Raw genomic sequence first — 23,505 nt, 5'->3', positions numbered from 1 at the left:
CGCCGGGGCGGCGGGGCCGGACTAGACTGTTGTCAGTGCAGTTCGGTTCGCTGGCCCGGCTGGTGCGACCGACACCCCCGCCCCGTCGGCTGGGGATCGCGGTCGGCGTCTTGGTGATCGTGGTCGAGACCCTGCTGGCCTATCCGCTCCGGCAGGTCATGGAGCCGTACTTCCCGGGCGTGATCTACATCGTCGGCGTGCTGGTCACCTCGATCGTCTGGGGCATGTGGCTCGGGCTGGCCACCGCGGTGGCCAGTACCTTGGCATTCGTCTACTTCCACGTGCGGCCCGTCGAGACTTTCGCTGCCTCGGACATGCGGCAGGTCGTCGGGTTGGCGGTCCTGCTCCTCGTCGCGGTGGCCACGAGCGCGGTGGCGGACCTGTCCCGGGAGCGCGCCGTCCAGGCCGAGGAGTCTGACCTCACCGCCGAGATGACCCAGCAGCTGCTGTCCGCCGACGACTTTCCCGCGGTGGTGCCCGCTGTCGCACAGCACATCGCGCGGTGCCTCCAACTGCCGGACGCCACCATCCACCTCGCGGCCGTCGCCGGTGATGACCGGCACTCGGCGTTTCCCCTGCGCACCGGGGCCGCCCAGGTCGGGACCCTGGTGGTGCCCGCCGAGTTGCCCAAGCGGACGACGCAGCGGCTGCGGGAATGCGTGGCGCCGACATTGGCCTCACTGCTGCAGGCCTGCCGGGAGCGTGCGGCCGTGCTGGGCTCGCTCGAAACAAGCCGGGAGCAGCTGCGCCGGCTCGCCGCCGAACAGGCCGCGTTGGGGCGGGTGGCGAAGCTCGTGGCCCACGGTGGTTCTCCACCCGACGTCTTCCACGCGATCACCGTCGAGCTGCACGGACTGCTGAGTGAATACAGCACGTGGCTGTGTCGCTACGAGCCCGACGGCACGGCCTGCATTGTCTCGACCAACCTCACCGGCAAGCTCACCGAAGGAGTGCGCTTGCCGCTCGAGGGCGAGAACGTCCTGGCCATGGTGCGGGACACGGGGCGCGCCGCCAGAGTGGACAGCTTCGAGAACGCGGCCGGCCCCATCGCCGCGCTCGCCCGTGAGCTGGGTATCCGCGCTGTGGTCGGGGTGCCGATCGTGGTTGACGGGCGGCTGTGGGGCGTGTCAGGCGTGGCGTGGGCCCGGTCCGAGCCGCTGCCGCCTGACACCGAGGCACGCGTCGCGGAGTTCACCGACCTCGCCGCCACCGCGATCGCCAACGCCGACAGCAAGGCTGAGCTCGCCGCCTCCCGCACCCGGCTGGTCGCCGCCGCGGACCAGGCCCGCCAGCGCATCGAGCGCAACCTGCACGACGGCGCGATGCAGCACTTCCTCGCCGTCGCCATGCAGCTCGGTGCCATGCAGGCCATCCTGCCGCCGGAGATGGAGGAGGCCAAGGCGGAACTGTCGCGCGCACTGGGCGGTCTGAACAGTGCCATGGACAGCCTGCGCGAGATCTCACGGGGCATCCATCCCGCGTTGCTCGCCTCAGACGGTCTGCCGACCGCGCTCAAGGCGCTCGCCCGCAGATCCCCGGTGCCGGTCGACCTCGAGCTCGACACCAGCCAGCGCATGCCTCCAGTGGTCGAGACGGCCGCGTACTACATCGTCTCCGAGGCGCTGACCAACGCGGCCAAACACGCCCACGCCACAGTCGTGCACGTGCAGGCGACCCGGAACGACAGCTTGCACCTCTCGATCCACGACGACGGCATCGGCGGCGCCGACCCACACCGCGGAACCGGCCTCACCGGCCTCCAGGACCGGGTCGAGGCACTCGGCGGACACCTCACCATCACCAGCCCCACCGACGGCGGCACCTGGCTGTCGGCCACCATCCCGACCACATCCGACCCCCTGCCTCTCTCCTGAGAGCGCGGTCGTCGCCGGCCGGTGACAGCCTGTCTTCATCGGATTCTCAGGTTCGGATCCCTACCTTGGCCGGGTGAACTACCGACTGTTCCAGTTGATCAACGACCATGCCGGCCGGATCGACCAGGTCGACGACGTCATGGAGTTCCTCGCCGGCCCGTTCATCTACGTCGTGTTCGCGGCGTTCGCCGCCACCGTCGTGTGGGCGCTGCGGCGCGGGCGGCGCGGTCAGGTCGCGTACGTGTTCGCCGCGCTGCTGGTGGCGTTCCTCGGCGCGCAGCTGCTGAACCACCTGAACGGGCAGCTGCGCCCGTTCCAGACGCACCGGGTGCACCAGCTCGTCGCGCATGCCGGCGGGGTGTCGCTGCCCAGCGACCACGCCACCGCCGCGTTCGCGGTCGCCCTGGCAGTCGGGGTGTTCCTGCACCGCGGCGCCGGCGTCGCGCTGCTGGTCGCCGCCGTGGCGGTCGGGCTGGCCCGGATCTGGGTAGGCGTGCACTACCCGGGCGACATCCTCGCGGCGTTCGGCATCGCCGCCGCGGCGGTCGCCCTGGTCGCATCGGCTCCGGCCGTAACCGTCGTAAGGAAGACCGCGTGACGTTCCTGAACCCCGAATGGCTCATCTCCAACTTCGGGATGCTCGGCATCCTGGCTGTCGTCTTCGCCGAGTCCGGCCTGCTGATCGGGTTCTTCCTGCCCGGCGACTCGCTGCTGTTCACCACCGGGCTGCTCGTCGCCGACGGCCGCTACCTGCACCAGCCGCTGTGGCTGGTGTGCCTGCTCGTGTCGGTCGCCGCGTTCGCCGGCGACCAGTTCGGCTACCTGTTCGGGCGGCGGGTCGGCGCCGCGCTGTTCCGGCGGCCGAACTCGAGGCTGTTCAAACAGGAGAACCTCGCCAAGGCGCAGGAGTTCTTCGACCGGTACGGTGCCCGGTCGATCGTGCTGGCCCGCTTCGTGCCGGTGGTGCGGACGTTCACCCCGATCGTCGCCGGCACCAGCGGCATGCACTACCGCACGTTCGTGCTGTACAACGCCGTCGGCGGCGCGCTGTGGGGCACCGGCGTCACGGTGCTGGGCTACTTTCTGGGCCAGATCGCGTTCGTGAAGTCCAACATCGAGCTGATCCTCGTCGGCGTCGTCGTGCTGTCGGTGGTGCCGATCGCCGTCGAGCTCCTGCGAGCCCGCTCGCGTCAGCGGTGAGCGGTCCGGCACCACCGTCGGCGAGCACACGGTCCGCGCCGGCGGTTCAGCCGACGATCTTGCCGGCGCCGCCGGCACCCTTCTGCGCACGACGCGGCGGGCCCGTCCATGGTCGGACGGGCCCGCCGGTCTGGTGACGCCTGGTTACACGTTGACGCCGTAGTCCTTGGCGATGCCGGCCAGGCCGGACGCGTAGCCCTGCCCGACGGCGCGGAACTTCCACTCGCCGCCGTTGCGGTACAGCTCGCCGAAGACCAGCGCGGTCTCCGTCGAGTAGTCCTCGCTCAGGTCGTACCGGGCCAGCTCGTTGTTGTCGGCGGAGTTGACCACGCGGATGAACGCGTTGGTGACCTGCCCGAAGGACTGCCCGCGGGCGTCGGCGTCGTGGATGGACACCGGGAAGACGATCTTGTCGACCTCGGGGGCCACGCCGGCGAGGTTCACCTTGATCATCTCATCGTCGCCCTCGCCCTCACCGGTCAGGTTGTCACCGGTGTGCTCGACCGTGCCGTCGGGCGACTTGAGGTTGTTGAAGAACACGAAGTGCTGGTCGGACAGGACCCTGCCGTCCGCGCCCACGAGCAGCGCGCTGGCGTCCAGGTCGAAGTCCGCGCCAGTGGTCGTGCGCACGTCCCAGCCCAGGCCCACGTTGACCGCGGCCAGGCCGGGCGCGGCCTTGGTCAGGCTGACGTTGCCGCCCTTGGTGAGGCTGACTCCCATGAATCCTCCAGATCGATGCCGGCAGGAATTCGGTCCGAGCCGGCTGACGTGTTGTCGACGGTGCTACAGGATGATGCCGGCGACGCCGGCCAGGCCGGGCGCAGAACAGGCCACCCCCAGCACGGATGCAGTCACCTCTCGCGAGTCCCATCATGCTCCGCGACCCTGGACGTTCGCTGTGAGTCACGACGAGACACGGACATTTTCGCATCGTCACCCCGGTGTCGTGGCGTCGACCTTCCGAATCAGCAGCCACATACCGGTGGATCGCAGGTGCTGGACGAGGTCGAGGCCGGGGCGCTGGTTGGTGCCGGGCAGCACGAAGACGAACTCGGCGCCCTCGCCGCGGCCGCCCGGCCAGCCGACGGTGACCGCGGTGCGGGTGAAGGTCATCCCGGCGGACAGCAGTGCCTGCTCGACCGCGTCGACGCCCTCGTTGACCGCCGTCAGGTGGAACGCCGTCACACCCCGGTAAACCTGCATGGCGGCATTGTCCAGCGAAGGCGCGTCAGGCGGAACCGCTCAACGTCTGGGTGCCGAGGACGACGGCGAGGGCGAGCCGGTCGGCGTCGTCGGTGCCCGGCTCGGCCGTGTAGACCGTGATGCGCAGGTCGTCGGCGGTGACGACGAGCGTGTCGCAGTCCAGGGTGATCCGGCCGACCGCCGGGTGCTCGACGGTCTTGTGCCGCGACGGCTCCGACGGCGGCGCGGGCGCCCCGCCCTCCCACAGCTCGGTGAAGCGCGGGCTCGAGGCCGCGAGGTCATCGATCAGCCGGCGCAGCGAACGGTCCGCCGGATACCGCGACGCGGTCTGCCGCAGGTCCGCCACCAGCAGCGCCGTGTGGCGGGCCTGCTCCTGCGCGGTGTGCACGACACGGGTGGGGAAGCCGGCGAGGTTGCGCCAGACGGCGTTGCGCTCCAGGCCGCGCCAGCCCGACGTCTCGCCCATGAGCGCGTCGTACGGTGCGTTCGCGACCACCAGGGTCCAGGTGGCGTCGTACACGACGACCGGGGTGTGCGCGAGCCGGTCGAGCAGCCGCTGCACGCTCGGCGGGACGTGCGCCGGCACGACGTCGGCGCCGGGCGGGGCGTGGCCGGCGAGCCGGTAGAGCAGGTCCCGGTCGGGGACGGACAGGCGCAGGGCTCGCGCGAGGGCCTGCACCACCTGCACCGACGGCGCCGTCGCCCGGCCCTGCTCCAGCCGGGTCAGGTAGTCCGCGGAGATGCCGGCGAGCCCGGCGAGCTCCTCGCGGCGCAGTCCCGCGGCGCGGCGGCGCCGGCCGACCGGCAGGCCGGCGGTCTCCGGCGAGACCCGGTCACGCCAGCGGCGCACCGCCCGGCCGAACTCCCACTGCTGCACGCATCCCAGTCTTCACCGCGCGGGCGGACCGTGTCCTGGCCCTGGCAGTCCTACGACAACGCGACGACTGCCTGACAACCGCCCGGACCTCCACGCTCGACGCATGACAACCCTCATCACCGGCCCGACCCGAGGCCTGGGCCGCGCCACCACCCTCGCCGTGGCCGACCGGCCGGGCGCCGAACTCCTGCTGGCCGGCCGGGCCGGGGCCGCGCTGCGCGAGGTCGCCGACGAGGCGCGGGCGCGGGGCGCCACCGTCCATGAGATCGGCTGTGACCTGTCGCAGTTGGCCGATGTACGGGCAGCGGCGGCCACCGTCCGCCACCTCGTCGCCGCCGGGACGGTCCGGCCCCTCCGCGCGCTGATCGCCAACGCGGGGCACATGTCGGCCGACACGCGGACCGCGTCCGCCGACGGCTACGAGATGACCTTCGCCGTGAACCATCTCGCGCACGCCCAGCTCATCGGGGACCTGCTCGGCTCGCCGGCGGAGCCGGCCCGGATCGTGCTGCTCGGCTCCAACACGTACAGTGCCAACTTCTGGCGACGGCTGCTCGGTGTGCCGGAAGCGCGGTGGCGCGACCCCGTGGAGCTCGCCCGGCCGGCGCCCGCCGATGCGAAACCGGACATGACCGCGTCGGGAGTCGTCTACAGCACCGCCAAGCTCGCCATCCTGTACTACGCCCACGAGCTGCAACGGCGGGCGCCGGGGGTGGCCGTGTCGGTGTTCGAACCCGGCTGGATGCCCGGCACCGCCCTGAGCCGCGGCGCCCCGCGGGCGCTGCAGGCGATCGGCCGCGGGCTGGGCCGCCTGCCGTTCGTGTCCACCCCGCGCCGCTCCGGCCCGATGCTCGCCTCCGTCGCGCTGGACGAGCGGTGGGCGCACCTGCGCGACGGCGCGTTCGTGGTGAAGGACCGGCTGACCGAGGTCCGCCCGGTCGCCCACGACCGCGAGCGGGAGCGCCGGCTGTGGACCGCCACCGCCGAGCTGCTCGCCGCGAGCGGCGCGGCCGTCTGACGACCGCGCCACCCGCCGCGCGCGTTACGCCGCGATCTGCCAGAGCTGGCAGGTGTTGTTGAGCCACATCCACAGCTGCACCTTGGTGCCGTTGGCGGTGCCGCAGTTCTGGTCGTCGAGGACCATGCCGCTGTTCTCGACGACGAGCTCGTAGCGGCCGTTGCCGGCCGGGATGACCGCCCACTGCTGGCAGGTGTTGCCCAACGACTGCCACAGGTTGGTGGCGGTGCCGAGCGCCAGGCCGCAGTTGACGGCGTCGAGGACCTTGTTCGCGTTGACGTTGGTGATCGTCCACTTGTTGGGGCCGACGCTGTTGAAGCGCCACTGCTGGCACGTGTTGCCCAGCGCCTGCCACACGTCGATCTGCGTGCCGTTGGCGGTGCCGCAGTTGACCGCGTCGAGGACCTTGCCGCTGGCGAGGTTCGTCAGCCGGTACGTGGCGCCGTTGACGGGGAACGTGACGCTCTTGCTGTACCCGACGGCGACGATGTTGGACTGGACCGAGTTCTCCGTGGCGTCGCTCGGGTAGCCGCTGGTCATGACGCCCTCGAAGAACGAGCCGACGGAGCCGTTGCTGTTGTCGCCGCCGATGCCCAGGATGATGGCGCCCTGCTTGGTCATCGGGCGGTAGCCGGACTGGGTCGGCAGGCCGCCGTTGTACCGGGTGGCGAGGCTGCCGGACTGCGCGTTGCCGTCCTTGATGGCGTACGTCGTGGTGCCGTCGTTCTTCAGCATCGCGGTGACGAACGCGCTGTTGCGGCCGGTGTTGGCCGTCCAGGACCCGTTGCCGCCGGCGAAGAGCCCGTTCTCCAGGTCGGCGGCGACCCGCGGCCCGGCGGAGCAGGGGGAGAACCAGCACAGGTTGCCGAAGTAGATGGCGTCCATGTCGCCGTTGCCGGTGTCCATGTTGTTGGTCTCGGCGTTGCCGTAGTCGAAGCAGCACCGGTCGTTGACGTGGGTGCCCTCGGTCACCATGTACATGCCCTCGGGCTGGCTGCCGGTGGCGACGCCGTTGGTGTTGTTGTTGCGGTACCCGTTGCCGGCCGAGATGTACACGCCGTACACCTTGTGCCCGCCGGCGGTGACGGGCAGCGCCGCCGCGTTCGCGCCCTGGTCGGCGGTCGGGTTGGCGCCGCCGCCGGGAGCGATCGTGAGGTCGTTGTGCCGCGACGTCTGGTCGTAGATGCGCACGATCGTGCAGTAGGTGCCGTTGCAGAACGAGTCCTGCGCGGCGGCGTTGGCGTAGCCGCCGGCGCTGAGCACGCCGATGTTCGACGTCGCGCCGTCGGACCAGCGCCGCACCTGGTACAGCGAGCCGCCGTAGGAGCCGAACAGCGCGCGGGTGGTGCTGTGCGCGGCGACGCAGGGGGTGCCGCCGCTGGCGTAGATGTCGCAGGGGCCCGTGCCGGCCGCCTGCGCCGCCGTGGTCGACAGTGCGACCAGCGCCGCGGCGACGACCGCCGTGGCAGCGGCGGCGGCGAGTGCCGTGCGCCGCAGAGACCTGAGATGCATGGTGCACCTTTCGGGGTGTTTGGCAGCAGTACGTTGTTAGCGTTAACATGCCGCACCGCTGGCATGGGAGACGGTGACCCAGGCTGGGGGGTGTCCTGGAGTCGCGAGCCGAGTGTTATCGCTCACATCGATGCTGTCAAGTTTCTGTTACGCCGCCGCGCCCGCCGGAGTCGCCGATCCGACCGACCACCGTGGATCTCTCCGCTACGCTCGGCGGCCGCTGATCGACGCAGAGAGGTGGCACGTGGAGGTCTGGATCATCGTGGCGGTCGTCGCGGCCGTGGTGCTGGTGTCGGCCGGGGCGCTCGTGATCGTTTCACGTTCCGTGTTCCGCAAGGCCGCCGGAAGCGCGCCTGGCGGCGGGCTCGGCCTCTTCCCGCTCTTCCCGGGGCGGGCGCTGCTCGACGGGCTGGCCGCCGGCTGGGAGCAGGATCGCGCGCTCATGGTCACCGTGCTGCGCGAGGACCTGCGGACCCTGCACGCCGCCGGCGCCGCCACGGGCCCGGCCGCCGAACAGCTGCGCCTCGCCGAACGCGCCACGGAGCTCTTCGCCGCGAACGAGAACTGGGCCGACAACCTGCGCGCCGCCACGACCGCGATGGGCCGCGCCAACCGCCTGCTGACGGGCGCCGAGACGCCTCCGTGCCTGTTCAACCCCGTCCACGGCCCGTCCACGGCCGAGGTCGAATGGGGACCCGGCGGCGGCTCCCGGCGCCGCGTCCCGGTCTGCGCCGACGACGCCGCCCGCCTGCGGGCCGGGCACCCGCCCGTCGTGCGCATGGTGCAGACCGACGAGGGCGTCGTGCCGTACTACTCCGGCCACGGCCGCTACGTCGACTGGCTGCTCGGCTGGTACGACGGCTTCGACCCCTACCTGACCGCCCGCCTCCTCGCCGGCACCACGATCGGCAGCCACCTCCCCGGCCGCATCCGCGCCATCCACGGCACGGCCGGCGACCCCCTCGGCGAGTTCGGCCCCGTCCACGACTGACCGACCACTTCCGCCTCGCCGGCCCCGCCTGCCTGCGCGTCACCCACGGCAGCGCTGCGGCGTCAGCGGGCCGCCCCGTCGGCGACGATGAACAACAGCGCTTGCACGGCTTCGCACCCGCCCGGTCCCCGGGGATCACCGCCCCGCGTCGTCCTACCTCAGGTCGATGCGCGCCATCGAGGGCGGCCCTGCGAATCCCTCTCAGGCGTCGCCGTCACCCGGCAGCCTCGGGGAGCATCGCGTCCCGTTCGGGGTCGGGCAGGAGCTCCCGGACCCCCTGCGCGCAGCGGCACGCGGCGGCGAACCTGGCGGCCCACACCAGCGCCTCGTGAATCGGGGTGGGCCGTCACATCGAAGCCGATATGCTCCCGCGGTGACTCAGGTTCGCCGACTGGTGCGGCTTGCTTCGGTGGTGTTCGCGGCGTGCGCGATGCTGTTGGCGGCGTGCGACGGGTCGAAATCGCCGGATACCGCGTCACCGTCCTCGCCGGAGGTCCCCGGTCTCCCGGAAGGTGCGGTGAACTCGATCGCATGGACGGCAGATGATTGGATCTACTTCTCCTACACGGTGCCGTCCACGTCGAGCGGCCTGTGGCGGCAGCGTCGTGACGGTGCCGCCGTGCCGGAACAGGTCGACTTCAAGTTGCCGCCGGAATCTTGCGGCTCGGCGGTGATCAACAGTCTCCAGCCGCTTCCGGACGGCAGGTTGGCGATCGCGGCGAGGTGCGACATCGCCGACGGTTTTCGGAGTTTCGCGGCGATCCTTGACGTGGCCTCGCTGGACGCCCGTGTCCTGGTCCAGTTCCCGTCGTTCTCGGGCAGCGGGATCGCGGTACTGCCCGACCTGAACGGCGCCTTCGTCACGGCGGAAGCTGGTGGACTGTGTCAGGGCTTGGCCCTCTTCGGCGCCCAGGGAGGGTTCCGGCCGTTCAAGCACGAGGTGTCGATCGGTTCCACGACGTTCTGGCCCGACGGTGTGTTCCGGGACGCACAGGAGCAACCTGCGTGTGGCACCACCGGCGACGCCGGATGGCCCGCGCTCTCCCGCGACGGGAAGATGCTGTACTTCGTGGCCCGCACGGCGCCGCCGGAGCGCGACAACCGTATGACCCGGGCCGATGCGGCCGTCGTCGAAGTGCCGACTGACTTCGCATCGCCACCTCGGATCGTGGTCTCTGGCATCCGATCGCCGCAGAACGCGGTGACTCTGACAGCGCACGGGCAGACGTTCGTCTGCGTGCTGGGCATCGTCGACGGAAAATCTGGTGTGTGGGCCTTCCGCGCCGACGACGGCGAGCTGGTCAAGTCGTGGGTCGGGCCGTATCGGGAATTGTCGGCCTCGCCGGACGGATCCCGGCTGCTGACGGTGAAGAAGATCGGGAAGAACCTCGAGACCGAGATTCTCGATCTCGGTTGAACCGCCAGGAAGGGCTGCGGTTCCTTGCCGGCCGTGATGGTTCGGTTCGGCGCGAGGTGGAGACCTACCCCGAGCCCGAAACCGTCATCTCATCGGTGGAGGTATGCGGTGCGGAAGATTGGATGACGATCGCACGACCGATGCCATCGGCTTCCGCCGCGAACGGTGCGTGCGGGCGGTCACCGATCGCCGGGCACTGTGGCCGAAACGGCGCGGCGCCAGGGCCGAGGGCGCATCGCGGTCGCGGACGACGGGGCCGTCAGCACAACGGCGAATACAGGCGGGTCAGAAAGGCCTGGAAAAAGAATTCTGGAGGAGGTGTCGGATCGGGGCGGGACCGTTCGTAGCAGAGGTGAGCGGCCCTGATCACGAGGGGCCGTCGTCCTCGATCACAGGAGATGAACCGGATGCAGTCCCTGGTTTCCGTTGCCGGCGACACCGCCCGCCGTCTGCACCAGCTCATGGAGCCGATCCACCTGGTCACGTACTTCGCTGACGAGCCGGACCAGGCCCTCATGGCGCTCGGGCTCCGCAACACGTGGGACGCGTACTTCGCCGGGCGGGCGGCGCCGCTGGGCCGGGTCCCGGCCGAGGTGGTCGATGCCGTCTTCTACAACTTCGCCGCCGGCGAGGTCGCCCGCCACATCCCCCGCGTCTGGGAGGTCACCACCCCCGAGGCCGCGCTCGCCGCCCGCCAGGAGGGCAGTGCCGCGGCGCTCAGGCGGATCCTCGGCGACCTCGCCGGCACGTCGACGCTCGCGCGTGCCGCCGAGCTGGCCACCAAGGCAGCGACCAGCGCCCCGACGGAGGGACGGGTCCTGTACGCGGCGCTGCGAACCGTGCCCGTGCCCGTGGACCCCGTGGCCCGGCTCTGGCACGCGGCCACGCTGCTGCGCGAGCACCGCGGGGACGGTCACAACGCCGCGCTGGTCGCCGCCGGCATCGGCGGGACGGAAGCTCACGTGCTGCACGCGCTGTCTGAGGGTATGCCCCCGGAGAAGTTCGGCAGGGTCCACCACCTGCCCGCGGACCGGCTGGCCGCGGTCGTGGACGGGATGCGCGTCCGTGGCCTCATCGACGGCTCCGGCCAGCTCAGTGACGCCGGCCGCAGGGCCAAGGAGCAGATCGAGTCGATCACCGACGACCTCGCCGCGGCGGCGTACGCCATCCTGGCGCCGGGCGAGCGCGACCAGCTCATCGCCGACCTCGAGCCGATCGCCGCGACGCTCGAAGCTGCCGGCTCGCGATAGCCGGCGTCAACCGTCATGCCGCCGTCGAGACTCCGGCTCGCGTGGTGGTCGCCAGCCGGAGGGCGTAGGCGGTGCAGCTGGTGAGCAACGCGGGCAGGATCGTCATCGCGTCGGCCACCCGGCCGGTCGGGTCGCCCATCAGCTCCGGATCGATGCCGAGCGAGGTGATCGGGTAGGCGGCGACGGCCACGCTCATCGAGCCGGACACCGACAGGCTGTACACGGCGACTGCCAGCTCACATGCCAGGATGCCGCCGAATGCCATGGTGAGCACCGCGCGGCGGCGATGTCCCCGGCGGACCAGCGCGGTGGACGCCGCGGACAGTGCTCCGGTCGCCAGTCCCCAGCTGCCGACGGCGGCGGTCACGGGCCATCTGCCGAGATCGGTGACGAGCAGCATGACCGGCAGGGCGCCCAGGGTGAGCCCGACTGGTGCGAGCGCCGAGGTGAACGGCAGCCGCGCGTGTCCGGCCAGCCAGATCGCCCCGGCGGCGACCGGCAGGGCAGCTGCCGCCGGCACGAGGCGCGCGGACCCGGCGGTGAGCGATGTGCCGGAAGCGGCGGCGACGGCGGCGAACAGCCACGCGCAGAGGGTGTAGAGCATGAGATAGGCGCCGGCGAAGGCCACGGGTGCGGCGACCAGGCCGGTGGTCGCGTGCACGTAGGGCCGCAGCCGCGCGTACGTGAGCGTCCGTATGCGTTCGGCGAGCGCGCAACGTGCCACGTCGGCCAGGTCACGCACCGGCCGCCGCGAGTGGCTGAGCAGGTCGGCGATCTCCGGGCCGTACCGGTCCCGGACGTGGCGTGGGTACAGGGCGATGACCAGCCGGACCGCGCGGTTCACGACAGGGCCAACCGGCGCAGGCCGGTGCCGGCGACGGCCCGCATGCGTGACAGCTCCGCCTGCAGCGCCGCCCGGCCGCCGGCGGTGAGCTGGTAGGGCTTGCGTCGCTCCCGCTCCGGCAGGGCCTCGATGAGCCGCAGGTCCTCCAGGCGGCGGATCGCCCCGTACAGCGTGCCGGGGCCGGGCCGATCCCCGGTGATGGCGGCGATGTCGTCCTGCATCGCATACCCGTGCTTGGGACCTTCGGCGAGGCTGACGAGGACGAGCAGCGCCGGCTCCGAGAACCGGCCGAACTCGGTGAGCCCGGACATGCCACCTCCATTACTACGTGGAACGTAGCATCGCAGGACGTAGTACGGTTCGTCAAACTCCACGGTCTTCGGCGTCGCGCGCGTCTGACCCTCGGTACGCAGGCCGGATCGCCGCAGGCGTTACTCTGGCCGCCATGGTGGTGGCCGGGCTGATGCGACCGTGACCAGCCCGGGAGCGGCCGCGGCGGTGAGCGACGCCGTGGTCCCGGCCCGTCGGCCGTCCGCATCGGCGCATCGTGTCGCCGTGGCCGCGATCGTGGTCCTGGCGGCGGTGGGCTACTCCGTGCTCGCCCTCAACCGGTTCCGCACGTGGCGCTCGGCCACCTATGACCTGGTCATCTTCGACCAGGCGGTGCGCTCCTACGCCCAGGGGCACCTGCCGGTGGCGATCGTCAAGGGCGTCCACAACGGGTTCGGTCCGGACTTCAGCGTGCTCGGTGACCATGTGTCGCCGCTGCTGGTGCTGCTCGCCCCGTTGTATCTGGTGTACGACGACCCCCGGACGCTGCTGGTGGCGCAGGCCGTCCTGCTGGCCGGCGCGGTCGTGCCGCTGTGGCGGTTCACGCGCCGTGAGCTGGGTGTCACGGCGGCGTACGGGGTGGCTGCGGCGTACGCGCTGTCGTGGCCGGTGGCGGGCGCCGTCGGCTTCGACTTCCACGAGGTGGCGTTCGCCCCGCTGCTGTTCGCCGTGCTGTTCGACCAGCTGTCCGCCTACCGGCACGGCGGCGGCCGGCGCCGGTATGTGGCGCTGGCCTGCGCGGCGCTGCTGCTCGTGAAGGAGGACATGGGGCTGGCGCTGGCCGGCGTGGGGGTGTGCCTGCTGCTGCCGCACCGCGGCCGGTCGCGCGAGCGTGGTGACGTGCTCCTCGGCCTCGGCTGCCTCCTCGGCGGGCCGGCGTACACGGTCCTGGCCACCCAGGTCATCATCCCCATGTTCGGTGGCCGGTCGGACTACTACTGGTCGTACGACCACTTCGGCCCGACCGTTCCGGCCGTGCTGTGGCACGTGCTCAGCCAGCCCGGCGATGCGCTGTACACCTTCTTCAACCCGGCGACGAAGACGTCCACGATGCTGATGCTGCTGGCCGTCGCCGGGCTGACGCCGCTGGTCTCACCATATCTGGCGGTGACGTTGCCGCTGATCGCCGAGCGGATGCTGTCCGAGTCACCGGGCTGGTGGGGCACCGGGGCGCACTACAACGCGTTCGTGGTGGTCCCGCTGCTGTGCGCCGGCGTCGACGGGGCGGCCCGGATCGCACGTCACCGGCGGATGCGCCGGTTCGGCGCCGTCTGGACGGCCGTGGTGGTCATCGTCGCCGTGGTGGCGCTGCCCGGTTCGGCCTTCGGTGAGCTGTCCCGGCCGTCGTACTGGCGGTGGAGCGACGACATGCGGGCGATGGAGCACGCGGCCGGCCAGGTCCCGGACGGAGCGCTGGTGGAGACCGCCTCCAGCCTCGGGCCACACCTGAGCGGCCGCGCGCAGGTGCTGCTGTGGGACCGGACCCCCCGCTGGGCACCGTGGGTGGTCGCCGACATCGCCCGCCCGCAGTTCCCGTTCTGCGGCCTCGACGACCAGCGCGCCCGGGTCGACCTGCTGCAGGGCAGTGGCTACCGGGCCGTCTTCCGGGAACGTGACTTCGTCGTGCTGCACAACCCGGACGCGGTGCCGAGGCTGACGGCGCCGCCCGCACCACCGTGCGGCGGATCGTGACCGGCACGGGCAGCGAACAGGCGCCCGCGCGGCGCGCCGACGTCGTCGCCGTGAGCGCGCTGGCGGCGGCCGTGCCCGTGGTGCACCGGATCGGTCCGGCGCTGGACGCCCCCTACTGGCTGGACGAGTCGTGGGTGGCGCTGGCGGCCAAGGCGTCACCGGCGGACCTGCCGTGGGTGACGGCGTCGACGCCACTCGGATGGACGCTGCTGGTCTGGTCGGTGCCGGGCGGCGGGCAGCTCCAGCGCCTGATCCCGCTGCTGTTCCTCGCCGGCTCGGTGCTGGCCGCCTACGCCTTCGGCCGCTGCCTCGGCTGGCCGGGCCGCGGCTGGGCGGTCGCCGCCGGGCTGTCCGCGGCGGTCGCGACGCTGCTGATCCCGGCGCAGCTGGTGCGCCACGACCTGAAGCAGTACACCGCCGAGGCTGCGGTCGCGTTGCTGCTGCTGGCGATGACCGCGTGGCTGGAATCGGCCTGGTCCCGGCGACGCCTGATCCTCGTCGGTGCGGGCGTGGTGGCCGGGATGCTGTTCAGCCATCCCGCGGCGCTCGTCGGCGCGGCGGTGCTCGGCGCGGTCCTCCTCACGTCGGCCGCCGGCGGACGCAGGGACCGGCTGCGGGACAGTGCCCTGGTCAGCGCCGCGACAGGGGTGGCGGCGGCCGTCGTGTACGTGGTGATCGACCGGCCGAACCGCAATCCCGCGCTGGCCGGCTACTGGTCGGGGTTCTTTCCGACGGTCGCCGGGCTGCCGTCCTACCTGGGCACCCGGTTGGCTGACTTGACGCCGGCGTTGGGCGCGCCGTGGCAACTCGTCGCCGCCGTGTCGGCGCTGGGCCTGGTGGCGGTCGCGCGGCTGCGTCGACCGGCGACGGCGCTGGCGCTGCTGCTGATCCCGGCGATCGCCGTCGCGGCGGCGCTGGCCGGCGTGTACCCGCTGCTGGACCAGCGCACGTCGCACTTCCTGCTGGTCGTCGCGGCGGCCGTGGCCGGGATCGGCCTAGTGCGGACGGCGGCAGACCTGACCGGCCGCCTGCCGGCACGGACACGGTCTGTAGTGGCGGCGGTCCTGGTCGTCACCGCGCTGTCGGCGTATGCGACCGCCAACAGCGGCGCGCTGCTGCGCCCGGCCGCCCCGGGTGACCCCGGCGAGGACGTCCGTGCCCAGGTGGCGTACGTCGCATCGCAGCGCCGGCCCGATGACGTGATCGCCGTGAACATGTCCGGTCAGTTCGGATTCGCGTACTACTGGTCCCATGACCCGCCGCTGCTGCGACGTGGTGGCCCGATGGCCACCGGATGGTACGTCTCGTACACCGCTGAAAGCCGGATTCTCGTCGCGTCCGGGCGTGACCCGGCCGCGGTCGCCGACCTCGTCGCCGCCGCTGAGCGCCTGGCCGGCGCGGGCGGGCGGATCTGGCTCGTGCGCAGCCACGTCAACGCCGGCGAACGGGCCGCCTGGCAGGCTGCCCTGGCCGGTCGCGTCGTGGCCGAGGTCGCGGTCGGACCCGAGCCGTTGGCGGTGCTGACCCCGGTACAGACGGCCGGTCACCAGGCGGGCCGCTGACGGGTGCCGCCGAGACTCCGGTCGATGAAGGTTCCCAGCAAGTCCGACTATGCTCTCGGCGGCGGATCGCCGGTCCCGGACATCGGGTGCCGCGGTGATTCGTGCCGGTCAAGGATGTGGAGTCTGGTTCATCGTGTCGTACTCGGCAGCGACCGTGCCTGGGCAGCCTGCTGCCCCGGCCTCGCGTCGTGCTCCTGGGGTCCGTCGTCTGATCGAGGCCACGTCGGCGGGCAGCGCCCGGGCGGGGCGGGTGCTGGTGCTGCTGGCCGTGGTGCCCGCGGTGGCGGTGACGGCCTGGCTCCTGGTCGCGGTGCCACTGGCGGCGACGGGGCACTTCCGGCCCGGTGTCGTGGTGCCGGCCGCGGTGGTGCTGGCGATCCCGCTGGTGCGTTGGGCGACGCGGCTGCCGCGACCCGGCACTGCCGGGTCGTTCACCGCGTCGTGGTCGTCGGTCGTCGCGACGTCGGCGATCGCCGCCGGGTTCGCCCTCTTCGCGGCGGTACGGTCCAGCCAGCAGGCGGTGCTGCACCGTGACGCCGGCACCTACGCCCAGGTCGGGCTCTGGCTGAGCGGCCATCCGGGCCTGACCACCCCGGTGCCGGTCGACGCCTACGGGTCCGCGGCGGCTGAGCTGACGTTCGCTCACCCAGGGTTCTACGTGCAGGCCGACATGATCGTGCCGCAGTTCATGACCGGCTGGCCGACGATGCTCGCCGCCGCCCACTGGATCGCCGGGTGGCCGGGGATGTTCGTGCTGCCGGCGCTGGTCGGCGGCGCGGCCCTGCTCGCCGTCGGCGGGCTGGCCGGGCGGCTGTTCGGGGCGCGGTGGGCGCCGGTGGCGGCGCTGCTGCTGGGCTCGGCGTGGCCGATGTTGCGGGTGAGTCAGACGACGTACTCCGAGCCGCTGGCGTGCCTCATGCTCGCCGCTGGGTTGTGCCTGGCCGCCGGCGCTTGGAACGCGGGAGTGCCGGCCCGGTCCGGCACGTCGGCGAGGAGCGCCGCGGCCCGCCGGGACGTCGGCTGGTCGATGGCGCTGTCAGGCCTGCTGCTGTCCGCCGGTGAACTGGTCCGCCTCGACATGGGGGTGGACTTCGCCCTTATGATCCCCGCGATCGGCTGGTGGTGGCTGCGCCGGCGGGGTGGGGTCTGGCCGTTCGCCGGCGGAGCCGTGGTCGGCGGCGGCCTGGGATTCCTCGACTGCCGGTACGTGACCTGGCCGTACGTGCTGGTGAACTGGTCGTCGGTCCGGCTCATGATCGTGGTCCTGGTGGTCTCGCCCGTCGTGACCGCCGCGCTCGTGCTGTTCCTGCGGCGCTGGCACCGCGACGTGCGGAGCATGCACTGGTGGCGTTGGGCGCCGCCGGTCGCCGCGGCCTGTGCCCTGGCCCTGGGGCTGCTCCTGGCCGCGCGGCCGTTACTGTACGTCGACCGGTCCATCACCGCGGCCAACACGATGGAGTACATCAGGTCGCATCAGGAGCAGTTCGGGCTTCCGATCGACCCCAGCCGCAGCTACGCGGAGCAGACGGTGTCCTGGGTCTCGTGGTACACGGGCTGGCCGGTGCTGGTGCTGGCCTGGATCGGCGTCGCCGGTGCCGTGCACGCCGCCACCCGTGGCCGCGGCTGGCGCTTCCTGCCGATCCTGCTGGTGTACGGCGGATCCGGGGTCGCCTCACTGCTGCGCCCCGCGATCACCCCCGACCACCCCTGGGCGGACCGCCGGCTGGTCGTCGAGGTGCTGCCCGCCGTGGTGCTCTTCGCCATCTGGACGCTCGCCGCGCTGACCCGCGCGGGCGAGGCCGGCCGTCACCGGGCCGTGACCGCCGGATGGCGCGCGGTCGGCCGCCTGGTCGCCCCGACGCCGACGGGTGCGCTCGCACGCCTGTTCGTGCTGCTGGCGCTGGCCGCGCCGGCGCTGGTGGTCACCGCGCACCTCGGGCCCAACCGCACCGAGGTGGGCGAGCCGGACGCCGCCGCCGCGGTGTGCCGCGCGCTGCGGCCGACGGATTCGGTCGTCATGATGGACACGCAGTGGTCACCGACGATCCGCAACCAGTGCGGCCTGCCCGTGGCGGCCCTGGAGAATCCGACGGTGGAGCGCATGGAGCAGGTCGTCGCCGGGATCCGCGCGGCCGGCCAGGTGCCGGTACTGATGTCGTCGTCGACGTTGACGCTGCTGCCCTACGGGCTGCCCCTCGAACGCATCGTCTACCTGGACACGTACGAGGACCAGCACGTGCTCACGACACGCCCGACCGGGGTCGACCCGCGGCGGCTGGAGTGCTGGCTGGTCCGGCCGTGACTCCGGCGCACCAAGGCGCCGTCACGGGTCGGGGCCTCGCCCGGCCAGGTAGGCGGCGACCGCCGTCACGCCGGCCAGGACGAGGTCACCGACGGTCAGCAGGCCCCTGGACAGCACCGCGACGGCGGTCGCCTGCCCGGTGCTGAGCTGCGCGCCGAGGATCGCGACCAGCAGCACGTCGCGGACACCGGCCCCGGCGGGAGTGACCACCGCCAGGAACCCCAGGCACCAGGCCAGCGTGAAACCGCCGACCGCCAGCGCCGCGACGCTCCCCGGGCTGCCGGTGAGGGGCCAGCTCAGCAGCCACGCGTGCGCGCCGAGCAGCAGCCACGACAGCACCGCCCAGCCCAGTGACACGGCGATCGTCCGGCCGGACAGCGGCTGGGGCAGCGGCGGGCGGCGCAGCACCCGCAGTGCCGTCCCGACGACGGCGTTGACGGTCCTGGGGCGCAGCAGCAGGCCGAGGAGCGGCACGCCGAGCAGCACCCACCAGTACCGCTCCGTCACCGCCCTGGCGCTCGCCGCGAGCACGACCGCGGCGGTGACCAGTCCGGCACCGAGCGACACGGCCATCGTCAGGACCGCGGCGGTCGCGGTGCGGCTGCGTGGCACCTGGTGGGCGTGGGCGAGCTCCATCTGAGCGACCACCGGCCACATCGATCCGGGCAGGTACTTGCCGAGCTGCCCGACGAAGAACACCCGTGCCGCCGCCGTGACCGGCAACGGCGAACCGAGCCCGCCCAGCAGCGTCCGCCAGACCTGCATCGTGGCCAGGAGGCCGGCAGCGACGAGCGCGGCCGCGGCGGCGGTGGCCGCGACACCGATCTGCGTCACCGCGGTGCCGACGTCGGCCCGCTGCCGCGCCACGGCGACACCACCACCGACCACCGCCACACCGAGCAGCGACCACTTGGTCCAGCGGCTGGTCAGCCCCCGCCCGACGAACGACGCGATGCGCCTGCGCGTGCCGGCCTTCGCGGGCGTCTGCCCGGCTGTGGCTACGGGATCAGGCACGGGGCGAGCGTACCTTCCTGGCGACCGGCCTCCGCCGGCGTCCCTGCGCCACGGGGCCGCCGCGGGCGATGACCTAGGCTAGGGCGCCATGCGGGTCCTGTTCTTCGGCACGTACGACACGGCGATGCACCCACGGGTCGGCGTGCTCGCCGAAGGGCTCCGCGGTCATGGCGCCGACGTCGTGGAGTGCAACGCCCCGCTCGGTGTCGGCACCGCCGCACGGGTGGCGGCGGTGGCGCAGCCGTGGCGCCTGCCCGGCCTGGTCCTCACGGTGGCCCGGCGATGGGTCTCGCTGGCGCGGGCGGCCCGCCACGTCGGTGCCGTCGACGCCGTCGTCGTCGGGTATCTCGGGCTGCTGGACGTCCACCTGGCGCGGCTGCTGTTCCGGCGGGTGCCGATCGTGCTGGACCACATGACCGGCGCCGGGGACACCGCCGCGGACCGCCGCCTCGGAGGCCGGCTGCGCCGCAACCTGCTCGCCGCCGTCGACCGTGCCGCACTCCGCCGCGCCGACGTCGTCGTCGTCGACACCGACGAGCACCGTGCCGCGCTCCCGCAGCGCCACCACGCCCGAAGCGTCGCGGTCGCCGTCGGCGCTCCCACGGCCTGGTTCGAGGCAGGCCGGGAACCCGCCACGGACAGCGGTGCGCTTCGGGTGGTGTTCTTCGGCCTGTACACGCCGCTGCAGGGTGCCACGGTCATCGGCGAAGCGGCACGCCTGCTGGCGGGGAAGGGCGTCACCTTCACGATGGTCGGACAGGGACAGGACGAGGCGGCGACCCGGCGCGCCGCCGAGGGTGCTGACGTCACCTGGCTGCCCTGGGTGGCGGCCGGCGACCTTCCGGCGCTCGTCGCCGGGCACGACGTGTGCCTCGGCATCTTCGGCACCAGCGAAAAAGCGATGCGGGTGGTGCCCAACAAGGTGTTCCAGGGCGCGGCCGCCGGCTGCGCCGTGGTCACGTCCGACTCCCCGCCGCAGCGGCGGGCCCTGGGCGATGCGGCGCTGCTGATCCCGGCCGGTGACCCGCACGCGTTGGCCGCGACCTTGCGGCGGCTCGCCACGGACCGGTCCGAGACGGCCCGCCTGAAGCAGGCCGCACGCCGCCTCGCCGGCGCCCGGTTCACCCCCGAACACGTCGTGGCGCCCCTGTGGGAGCGGCTCAGCGCCCGCGAGGACGGCGCCGCCGAGCCCGCGGGTGCCGGACGGATCGCGGGCCGGGGGCGTCGATGAGCGATCCGCAACTGCGGTCCGGGCCACCGGCGCCGATGTCGGCCTGGCGGATGGACGCCGTCGCACCGCTGTCCCCGAACGGCTGGCTCCGGCACGACGCCGTCATGGACCTGTTCCCCTCATCCGGCGCGACGGACGTGCTGGAGATCGGGTGCGGTCAGGGTGGCTTCGGCGCCAGGCTCGCCCAGCGGCACCGGTACCTCGGCATCGAACCCGACCACGCGTCGTTCACGGTGGCAGAACAGCGGCTCCGCCACGCCGGCCGGGGCGAGGTCCGCAACGCCCGCGTCGAGCTGCTGGAGCCCGGCCAGTTCGACGTCGTGTGCGCGTTCGAGGTGCTGGAGCACCTCGACGACGACGCCGCGGCGCTGGCGGCCTGGGTGGAGCGGGTGCGGCCCGGCGGCCTGCTCCTGCTGTCCGTGCCCGCATACCAGCGCCGCTACGCCGCCGCGGACGAGCTCGTCGGCCACTTCCGCCGGTACGACCCTGAACCACTGCGTGGCCTGCTCACCGCCGCCGGGCTCGTCGACGTCCGGATCCGGCACTACGGGATGCCGCTGGGTTACGTGCTGGAGAGCGGCCGGAACCTGATCGCCCGCAAGCGGCTCAGGGCGGCCGGCACGACGTCGCCGCAGCAGCGCACCGCCGGGTCCGGGCGGCTCCTGCAGCCCTCATCCGCCCTGCGCGGAGCGTTGAACCGGTGCGGTTCCGCACCCTTTCGCATGCTCCAGCGCGCCTTCCCGAAGACCGGGCCCGGTCTCGTCGCCGCGGCCCGCCGACCGGAGGTGGCGTAGCAACAGTGGCGGGAGTGACGCGCCTCACCGCGGCCGCCCTCGGTCGCAGTCGTCAGCGGCGCCGCCTACTGTGTGACGTTCACCCCGTGCCGCACCCCCCGCCGGCAAAGGTGCGGCCGCGACAGCAACCGGAACGCGAAACGGCACGCCGTGCCGGCAACACCGTCCACGAGTGAGGCAGCGATGACGTTGACAGAACAGGTCCCGATCGGGGGCGGCCGGAACGTACCGGCCCATGCCAGCAGCCTTGATGTCACGGTCGTCCTGCCGTGCTACAACGAGCAGGCGCACGTGCGCCAGGAGATCGAACGGATCTGCGCCGCGCTCGACGAGTCCGGCTACACGTACGAGCTGCTGGCGATCGACGACGCGTCGACCGACGCCACACTCGAGGTGCTCCGGGCCGCCGAACCGTCGTTCCCGCATCTGAAGGTCGTCGCGCTGCACCGCAACGGCGGATCGGGCACCGTGCGCCGGATCGGCTCGAAGATGGCCGCGGGCGCCATCGTGGTCTGGACCGACGCGGACCTCACCTACCCCAACACCCGGATTCCCGAGCTCGTCCGCCTGCTGCACGACGACCCGAGCATCGACCAGGTCGTCGGCGCACGCACCTCCGAGGAGGGCAGCCACAAACTGCTGCGGGTGCCGGCGAAATGGGTCATCCGCAAAATCGCCGAATGGCTCACCAGCCAGTCGATCCCCGACCTCAACTCCGGGATGCGGGCCTTCCGCCGCGAGGTCGCGCTGCCCTACCTGCGGCTCCTGCCTCCGGGGTTCTCCTGCGTCACCACCATCACGCTGGCGTTCCTGTCCAACCAGCATCACATCCAATACGTGCCGATCGAATACGCGAAACGCGCGGGCACGTCGAAGTTCCGGTTCATCGCCGACGCCTACCGGTACATTCTGCAGGTACTGCGGATGGTGATGTACTTCGATCCGCTCAAGGCGCTCATGCCGCTCGCGCTCTGGCTCGTCACCATCGGCGCCGTCAAAAGCATCTTCGATCTCGCGGTCCACCCGATCAGGCTCGCCAACAACACCGTCATGGTCTTCCTGACGGGGCTCATCATCGGGTCGCTCGCCCTGCTCGCCGACCTCATCGTCCGCTCGCGCCCCGGGCCGTGACGAACCAGCCCGGCCACGTCAGGTGGCTGAAAGCCGGGTGGCAGCCGACAGTGCCGACAAGCCGACACTGTGTGGCGCTTGTTCGTGACCATGGGATTCTCTATGGTCTTGGCCGCGGTGTGAACGGTGCATGCGGAGTGAGGAGCAACCGTCATGGGTCTGGTTGAGAAGTTACGTGGCGAGTTCATCGACATCATCGAGTGGCTCGACGACAGCCGCGACACGATCGTCTGGCGGTTCCCGAGGTACCAGAACGAGATCAAGATGGGCGCCAAGCTGATCGTGCGCGAGTCGCAGACGGCCGTGTTCGTCAACGAGGGCCAGGTCGCCGACGTCTTCACCCCCGGCACCTACACGCTGCAGACGCAGAACATGCCGATCCTGACCACGCTCAAGGGCTGGAAGTACGGCTTCGACTCGCCGTGGAAGGCCGAGGTCTACTTCGTCAACACGCGGCAGTTCACCGACTTCAAGTGGGGCACGCAGAACCCGGTCATGATGCGTGACGCCGAGTTCGGGATGGTCCGGCTGCGGGCGTTCGGCGCGTACTCGCTGCGGGTCGTCGACCCGAAGAAACTGCTGCGGGAGCTGGTCGGCACCGACCCGCAGTTCCGCACCGAAGAGGTGCAGGAGTTCCTGCGTCAGCTCATCGTCGGCCACCTCGGCAGCGCCCTCGCGACCGCGCAGGTGCCGGCCCTCGACCTGGCCGCCCAGCAGCTGCTCATCGGGCAGAAGCTCGCCGGGGTGCTGACCGAGGAGCTGACCGGCTACGGCGTGCAGATCCCGAAGTTCATCATCGAGAACATCTCCCTGCCGCCGGAGGTCGAGGAGGCCATCGACAAGCGCACCTCCATGGGCGTGGTGGGCAACCTGAACGCGTACACGACCTTCCAGGCAGCCAACGCCATGGAGGACGCCGCCAACAACCCCGGCGGCGGCGCCGGCGAGGGCTTCGGCCTGGGCCTGGGCATGGCCGCCGGGCAGCGGATGGCGAACGCGCTCAACCAGCCGGTGTCGTCCCCTCCGCCGCCGGCCGGCCCACCGCCGCTGCCGCAGCAGGACCAGTGGTTCGCCGGCGTCAACGGCCAGCAGGCCGGCCCGTTCGACCTCGACGCGCTCGGCGCGCAGGTCCGGTCGGGCGCCGTGGCCCGCACCACGCTGGTCTGGAAGAACGGTATGGCGCAGTGGACCCCCGCCGGTCAGGTCGCCGAGCTCGGCGCGCTCTTCGCCGCCGTCCCGCCGCCGCTGCCGCCGCAGGGCTGA

General features: G+C 72.1%; 21 protein-coding genes. 14 read left to right on the top strand and 7 right to left on the bottom strand.

Going from position 1 to position 23,505, the window contains the following annotated elements; all coding sequences use genetic code 11:
• The first annotated feature begins 35 nt into the window (after window positions 1-35).
• The 3 genes from ACFY3L_RS23585 to ACFY3L_RS23575 all read left to right on the top strand — a co-directional run bounded on the left by ACFY3L_RS23585 (window position 36) and on the right by ACFY3L_RS23575 (window position 3,074).
• Entirely contained in the window at window positions 36-1,874 is a 1,839-nt protein-coding gene (locus tag ACFY3L_RS23585; protein WP_389327740.1) for a DUF4118 domain-containing protein, read from the top strand.
• Window positions 1,875-1,947: 73 nt separating this feature from the next.
• The gene (locus tag ACFY3L_RS23580; RefSeq protein ID WP_389327737.1) at window positions 1,948-2,472 is read left to right on the top strand and encodes a phosphatase PAP2 family protein; all 525 of its coding nucleotides are present in this window, start codon (window positions 1,948-1,950) and stop codon (window positions 2,470-2,472) included.
• A gap of 38 nt (window positions 2,473-2,510) precedes the next feature.
• The gene (locus ACFY3L_RS23575) at window positions 2,511-3,074 is read left to right on the top strand and encodes a DedA family protein (protein WP_389328843.1); all 564 of its coding nucleotides are present in this window, start codon (window positions 2,511-2,513) and stop codon (window positions 3,072-3,074) included.
• 144 nt (window positions 3,075-3,218) lie between these two features.
• Here the strand turns inward: ACFY3L_RS23575 and ACFY3L_RS23570 are convergent, their stop codons facing one another.
• From ACFY3L_RS23570 to ACFY3L_RS23560, 3 genes are all read right to left on the bottom strand, one after another.
• A complete protein-coding gene (locus ACFY3L_RS23570) occupies window positions 3,219-3,794 on the bottom strand; it encodes a TerD family protein (RefSeq protein WP_389327735.1) in 576 nt (191 codons plus the stop codon).
• Between the two features lie 213 nt (window positions 3,795-4,007).
• Window positions 4,008-4,277: a hypothetical protein gene (locus ACFY3L_RS23565; protein WP_389327732.1), complete on the bottom strand. Its 270-nt coding sequence runs from the start codon at window positions 4,275-4,277 to the stop codon at window positions 4,008-4,010.
• Between the two features lie 25 nt (window positions 4,278-4,302).
• Window positions 4,303-5,154, bottom strand: a complete 852-nt coding sequence (locus ACFY3L_RS23560) for a helix-turn-helix transcriptional regulator (protein ID WP_389327730.1) — start codon at window positions 5,152-5,154, stop codon at window positions 4,303-4,305.
• A gap of 103 nt (window positions 5,155-5,257) precedes the next feature.
• On the opposite strand from ACFY3L_RS23560, the gene ACFY3L_RS23555 reads away from it, so the two are divergent.
• On the top strand, window positions 5,258-6,172 hold the full coding sequence (locus ACFY3L_RS23555) for an SDR family NAD(P)-dependent oxidoreductase (RefSeq protein ID WP_389327727.1): 915 nt from the start codon (window positions 5,258-5,260) through the stop codon (window positions 6,170-6,172).
• Between the two features lie 24 nt (window positions 6,173-6,196).
• Here ACFY3L_RS23555 and ACFY3L_RS23550 read toward each other — a convergent pair whose 3' ends face one another.
• Window positions 6,197-7,684 (bottom strand): arabinofuranosidase catalytic domain-containing protein, encoded by a 1,488-nt coding sequence (locus tag ACFY3L_RS23550; protein ID WP_389327724.1) that lies wholly within the window; start codon window positions 7,682-7,684, stop codon window positions 6,197-6,199.
• 244 nt (window positions 7,685-7,928) lie between these two features.
• On the opposite strand from ACFY3L_RS23550, the gene ACFY3L_RS23545 reads away from it, so the two are divergent.
• From ACFY3L_RS23545 to ACFY3L_RS23535, 3 genes are all read left to right on the top strand, one after another.
• Window positions 7,929-8,675, top strand: a complete 747-nt coding sequence (locus ACFY3L_RS23545) for a hypothetical protein (protein WP_389327721.1) — start codon at window positions 7,929-7,931, stop codon at window positions 8,673-8,675.
• Between the two features lie 373 nt (window positions 8,676-9,048).
• Window positions 9,049-10,092: a hypothetical protein gene (locus ACFY3L_RS23540; protein WP_389327718.1), complete on the top strand. Its 1,044-nt coding sequence runs from the start codon at window positions 9,049-9,051 to the stop codon at window positions 10,090-10,092.
• Between the two features lie 407 nt (window positions 10,093-10,499).
• Window positions 10,500-11,342: a MarR family transcriptional regulator gene (locus ACFY3L_RS23535; protein WP_389327715.1), complete on the top strand. Its 843-nt coding sequence runs from the start codon at window positions 10,500-10,502 to the stop codon at window positions 11,340-11,342.
• A gap of 13 nt (window positions 11,343-11,355) precedes the next feature.
• On the opposite strand, the gene ACFY3L_RS23530 is transcribed toward ACFY3L_RS23535, so the two are convergent.
• Both ACFY3L_RS23530 and ACFY3L_RS23525 read right to left on the bottom strand, forming a co-directional pair.
• Window positions 11,356-12,186 carry a hypothetical protein gene (locus ACFY3L_RS23530; protein WP_389327713.1) on the bottom strand — a complete coding sequence of 277 codons (831 nt, stop codon included), beginning with the start codon at window positions 12,184-12,186 and terminating at the stop codon, window positions 11,356-11,358.
• Window positions 12,183-12,497, bottom strand: a complete 315-nt coding sequence (locus ACFY3L_RS23525; protein WP_389327710.1) for a PadR family transcriptional regulator — start codon at window positions 12,495-12,497, stop codon at window positions 12,183-12,185. Before ACFY3L_RS23525 ends, ACFY3L_RS23530 begins: the two co-directional genes overlap by 4 nt.
• 244 nt (window positions 12,498-12,741) lie before the next feature.
• Here ACFY3L_RS23525 and ACFY3L_RS23520 point away from each other — a divergent pair, with 244 nt between their 5' ends.
• The 3 genes from ACFY3L_RS23520 (at window position 12,742) to ACFY3L_RS23510 (ending at window position 18,072) form a co-directional block, all read left to right on the top strand.
• Window positions 12,742-14,208, top strand: a complete 1,467-nt coding sequence (locus ACFY3L_RS23520; protein ID WP_389327707.1) for a DUF2079 domain-containing protein — start codon at window positions 12,742-12,744, stop codon at window positions 14,206-14,208.
• Window positions 14,205-15,770, top strand: a complete 1,566-nt coding sequence (locus ACFY3L_RS23515; protein WP_389327705.1) for a hypothetical protein — start codon at window positions 14,205-14,207, stop codon at window positions 15,768-15,770. Before ACFY3L_RS23520 ends, ACFY3L_RS23515 begins: the two co-directional genes overlap by 4 nt.
• 250 nt (window positions 15,771-16,020) lie before the next feature.
• On the top strand, window positions 16,021-18,072 hold the full coding sequence (locus ACFY3L_RS23510; RefSeq protein ID WP_389327702.1) for a hypothetical protein: 2,052 nt from the start codon (window positions 16,021-16,023) through the stop codon (window positions 18,070-18,072).
• A 21-nt stretch (window positions 18,073-18,093) separates the two neighbouring features.
• Here the strand turns inward: ACFY3L_RS23510 and ACFY3L_RS23505 are convergent, their stop codons facing one another.
• Complete coding sequence (locus ACFY3L_RS23505; protein WP_389327699.1) at window positions 18,094-19,086, bottom strand: lysylphosphatidylglycerol synthase domain-containing protein; 993 nt, start codon at window positions 19,084-19,086, stop codon at window positions 18,094-18,096.
• Between the two features lie 88 nt (window positions 19,087-19,174).
• Between ACFY3L_RS23505 and ACFY3L_RS23500 the strand changes: the two genes are divergently transcribed.
• From ACFY3L_RS23500 to ACFY3L_RS23485, 4 genes are all read left to right on the top strand, one after another.
• On the top strand, window positions 19,175-20,317 hold the full coding sequence (locus tag ACFY3L_RS23500) for a glycosyltransferase (protein WP_389327697.1): 1,143 nt from the start codon (window positions 19,175-19,177) through the stop codon (window positions 20,315-20,317).
• The gene (locus ACFY3L_RS23495) at window positions 20,314-21,111 is read left to right on the top strand and encodes a class I SAM-dependent methyltransferase (protein WP_389327694.1); all 798 of its coding nucleotides are present in this window, start codon (window positions 20,314-20,316) and stop codon (window positions 21,109-21,111) included. Before ACFY3L_RS23500 ends, ACFY3L_RS23495 begins: the two co-directional genes overlap by 4 nt.
• 183 nt (window positions 21,112-21,294) lie before the next feature.
• Window positions 21,295-22,242: a glycosyltransferase family 2 protein gene (locus tag ACFY3L_RS23490; protein ID WP_389327691.1), complete on the top strand. Its 948-nt coding sequence runs from the start codon at window positions 21,295-21,297 to the stop codon at window positions 22,240-22,242.
• 153 nt (window positions 22,243-22,395) lie between these two features.
• Window positions 22,396-23,505, top strand: a complete 1,110-nt coding sequence (locus tag ACFY3L_RS23485; RefSeq protein WP_389327687.1) for an SPFH domain-containing protein — start codon at window positions 22,396-22,398, stop codon at window positions 23,503-23,505.

The organism is Dactylosporangium sp. NPDC000521, from assembly GCF_042898305.1.
Classification (GTDB): Bacteria; Actinomycetota; Actinomycetes; order Mycobacteriales; family Micromonosporaceae; genus Dactylosporangium.
Note: the sequence above shows the minus strand (reverse complement) of the source record. Positions and strands in the feature narration are given on the sequence as shown.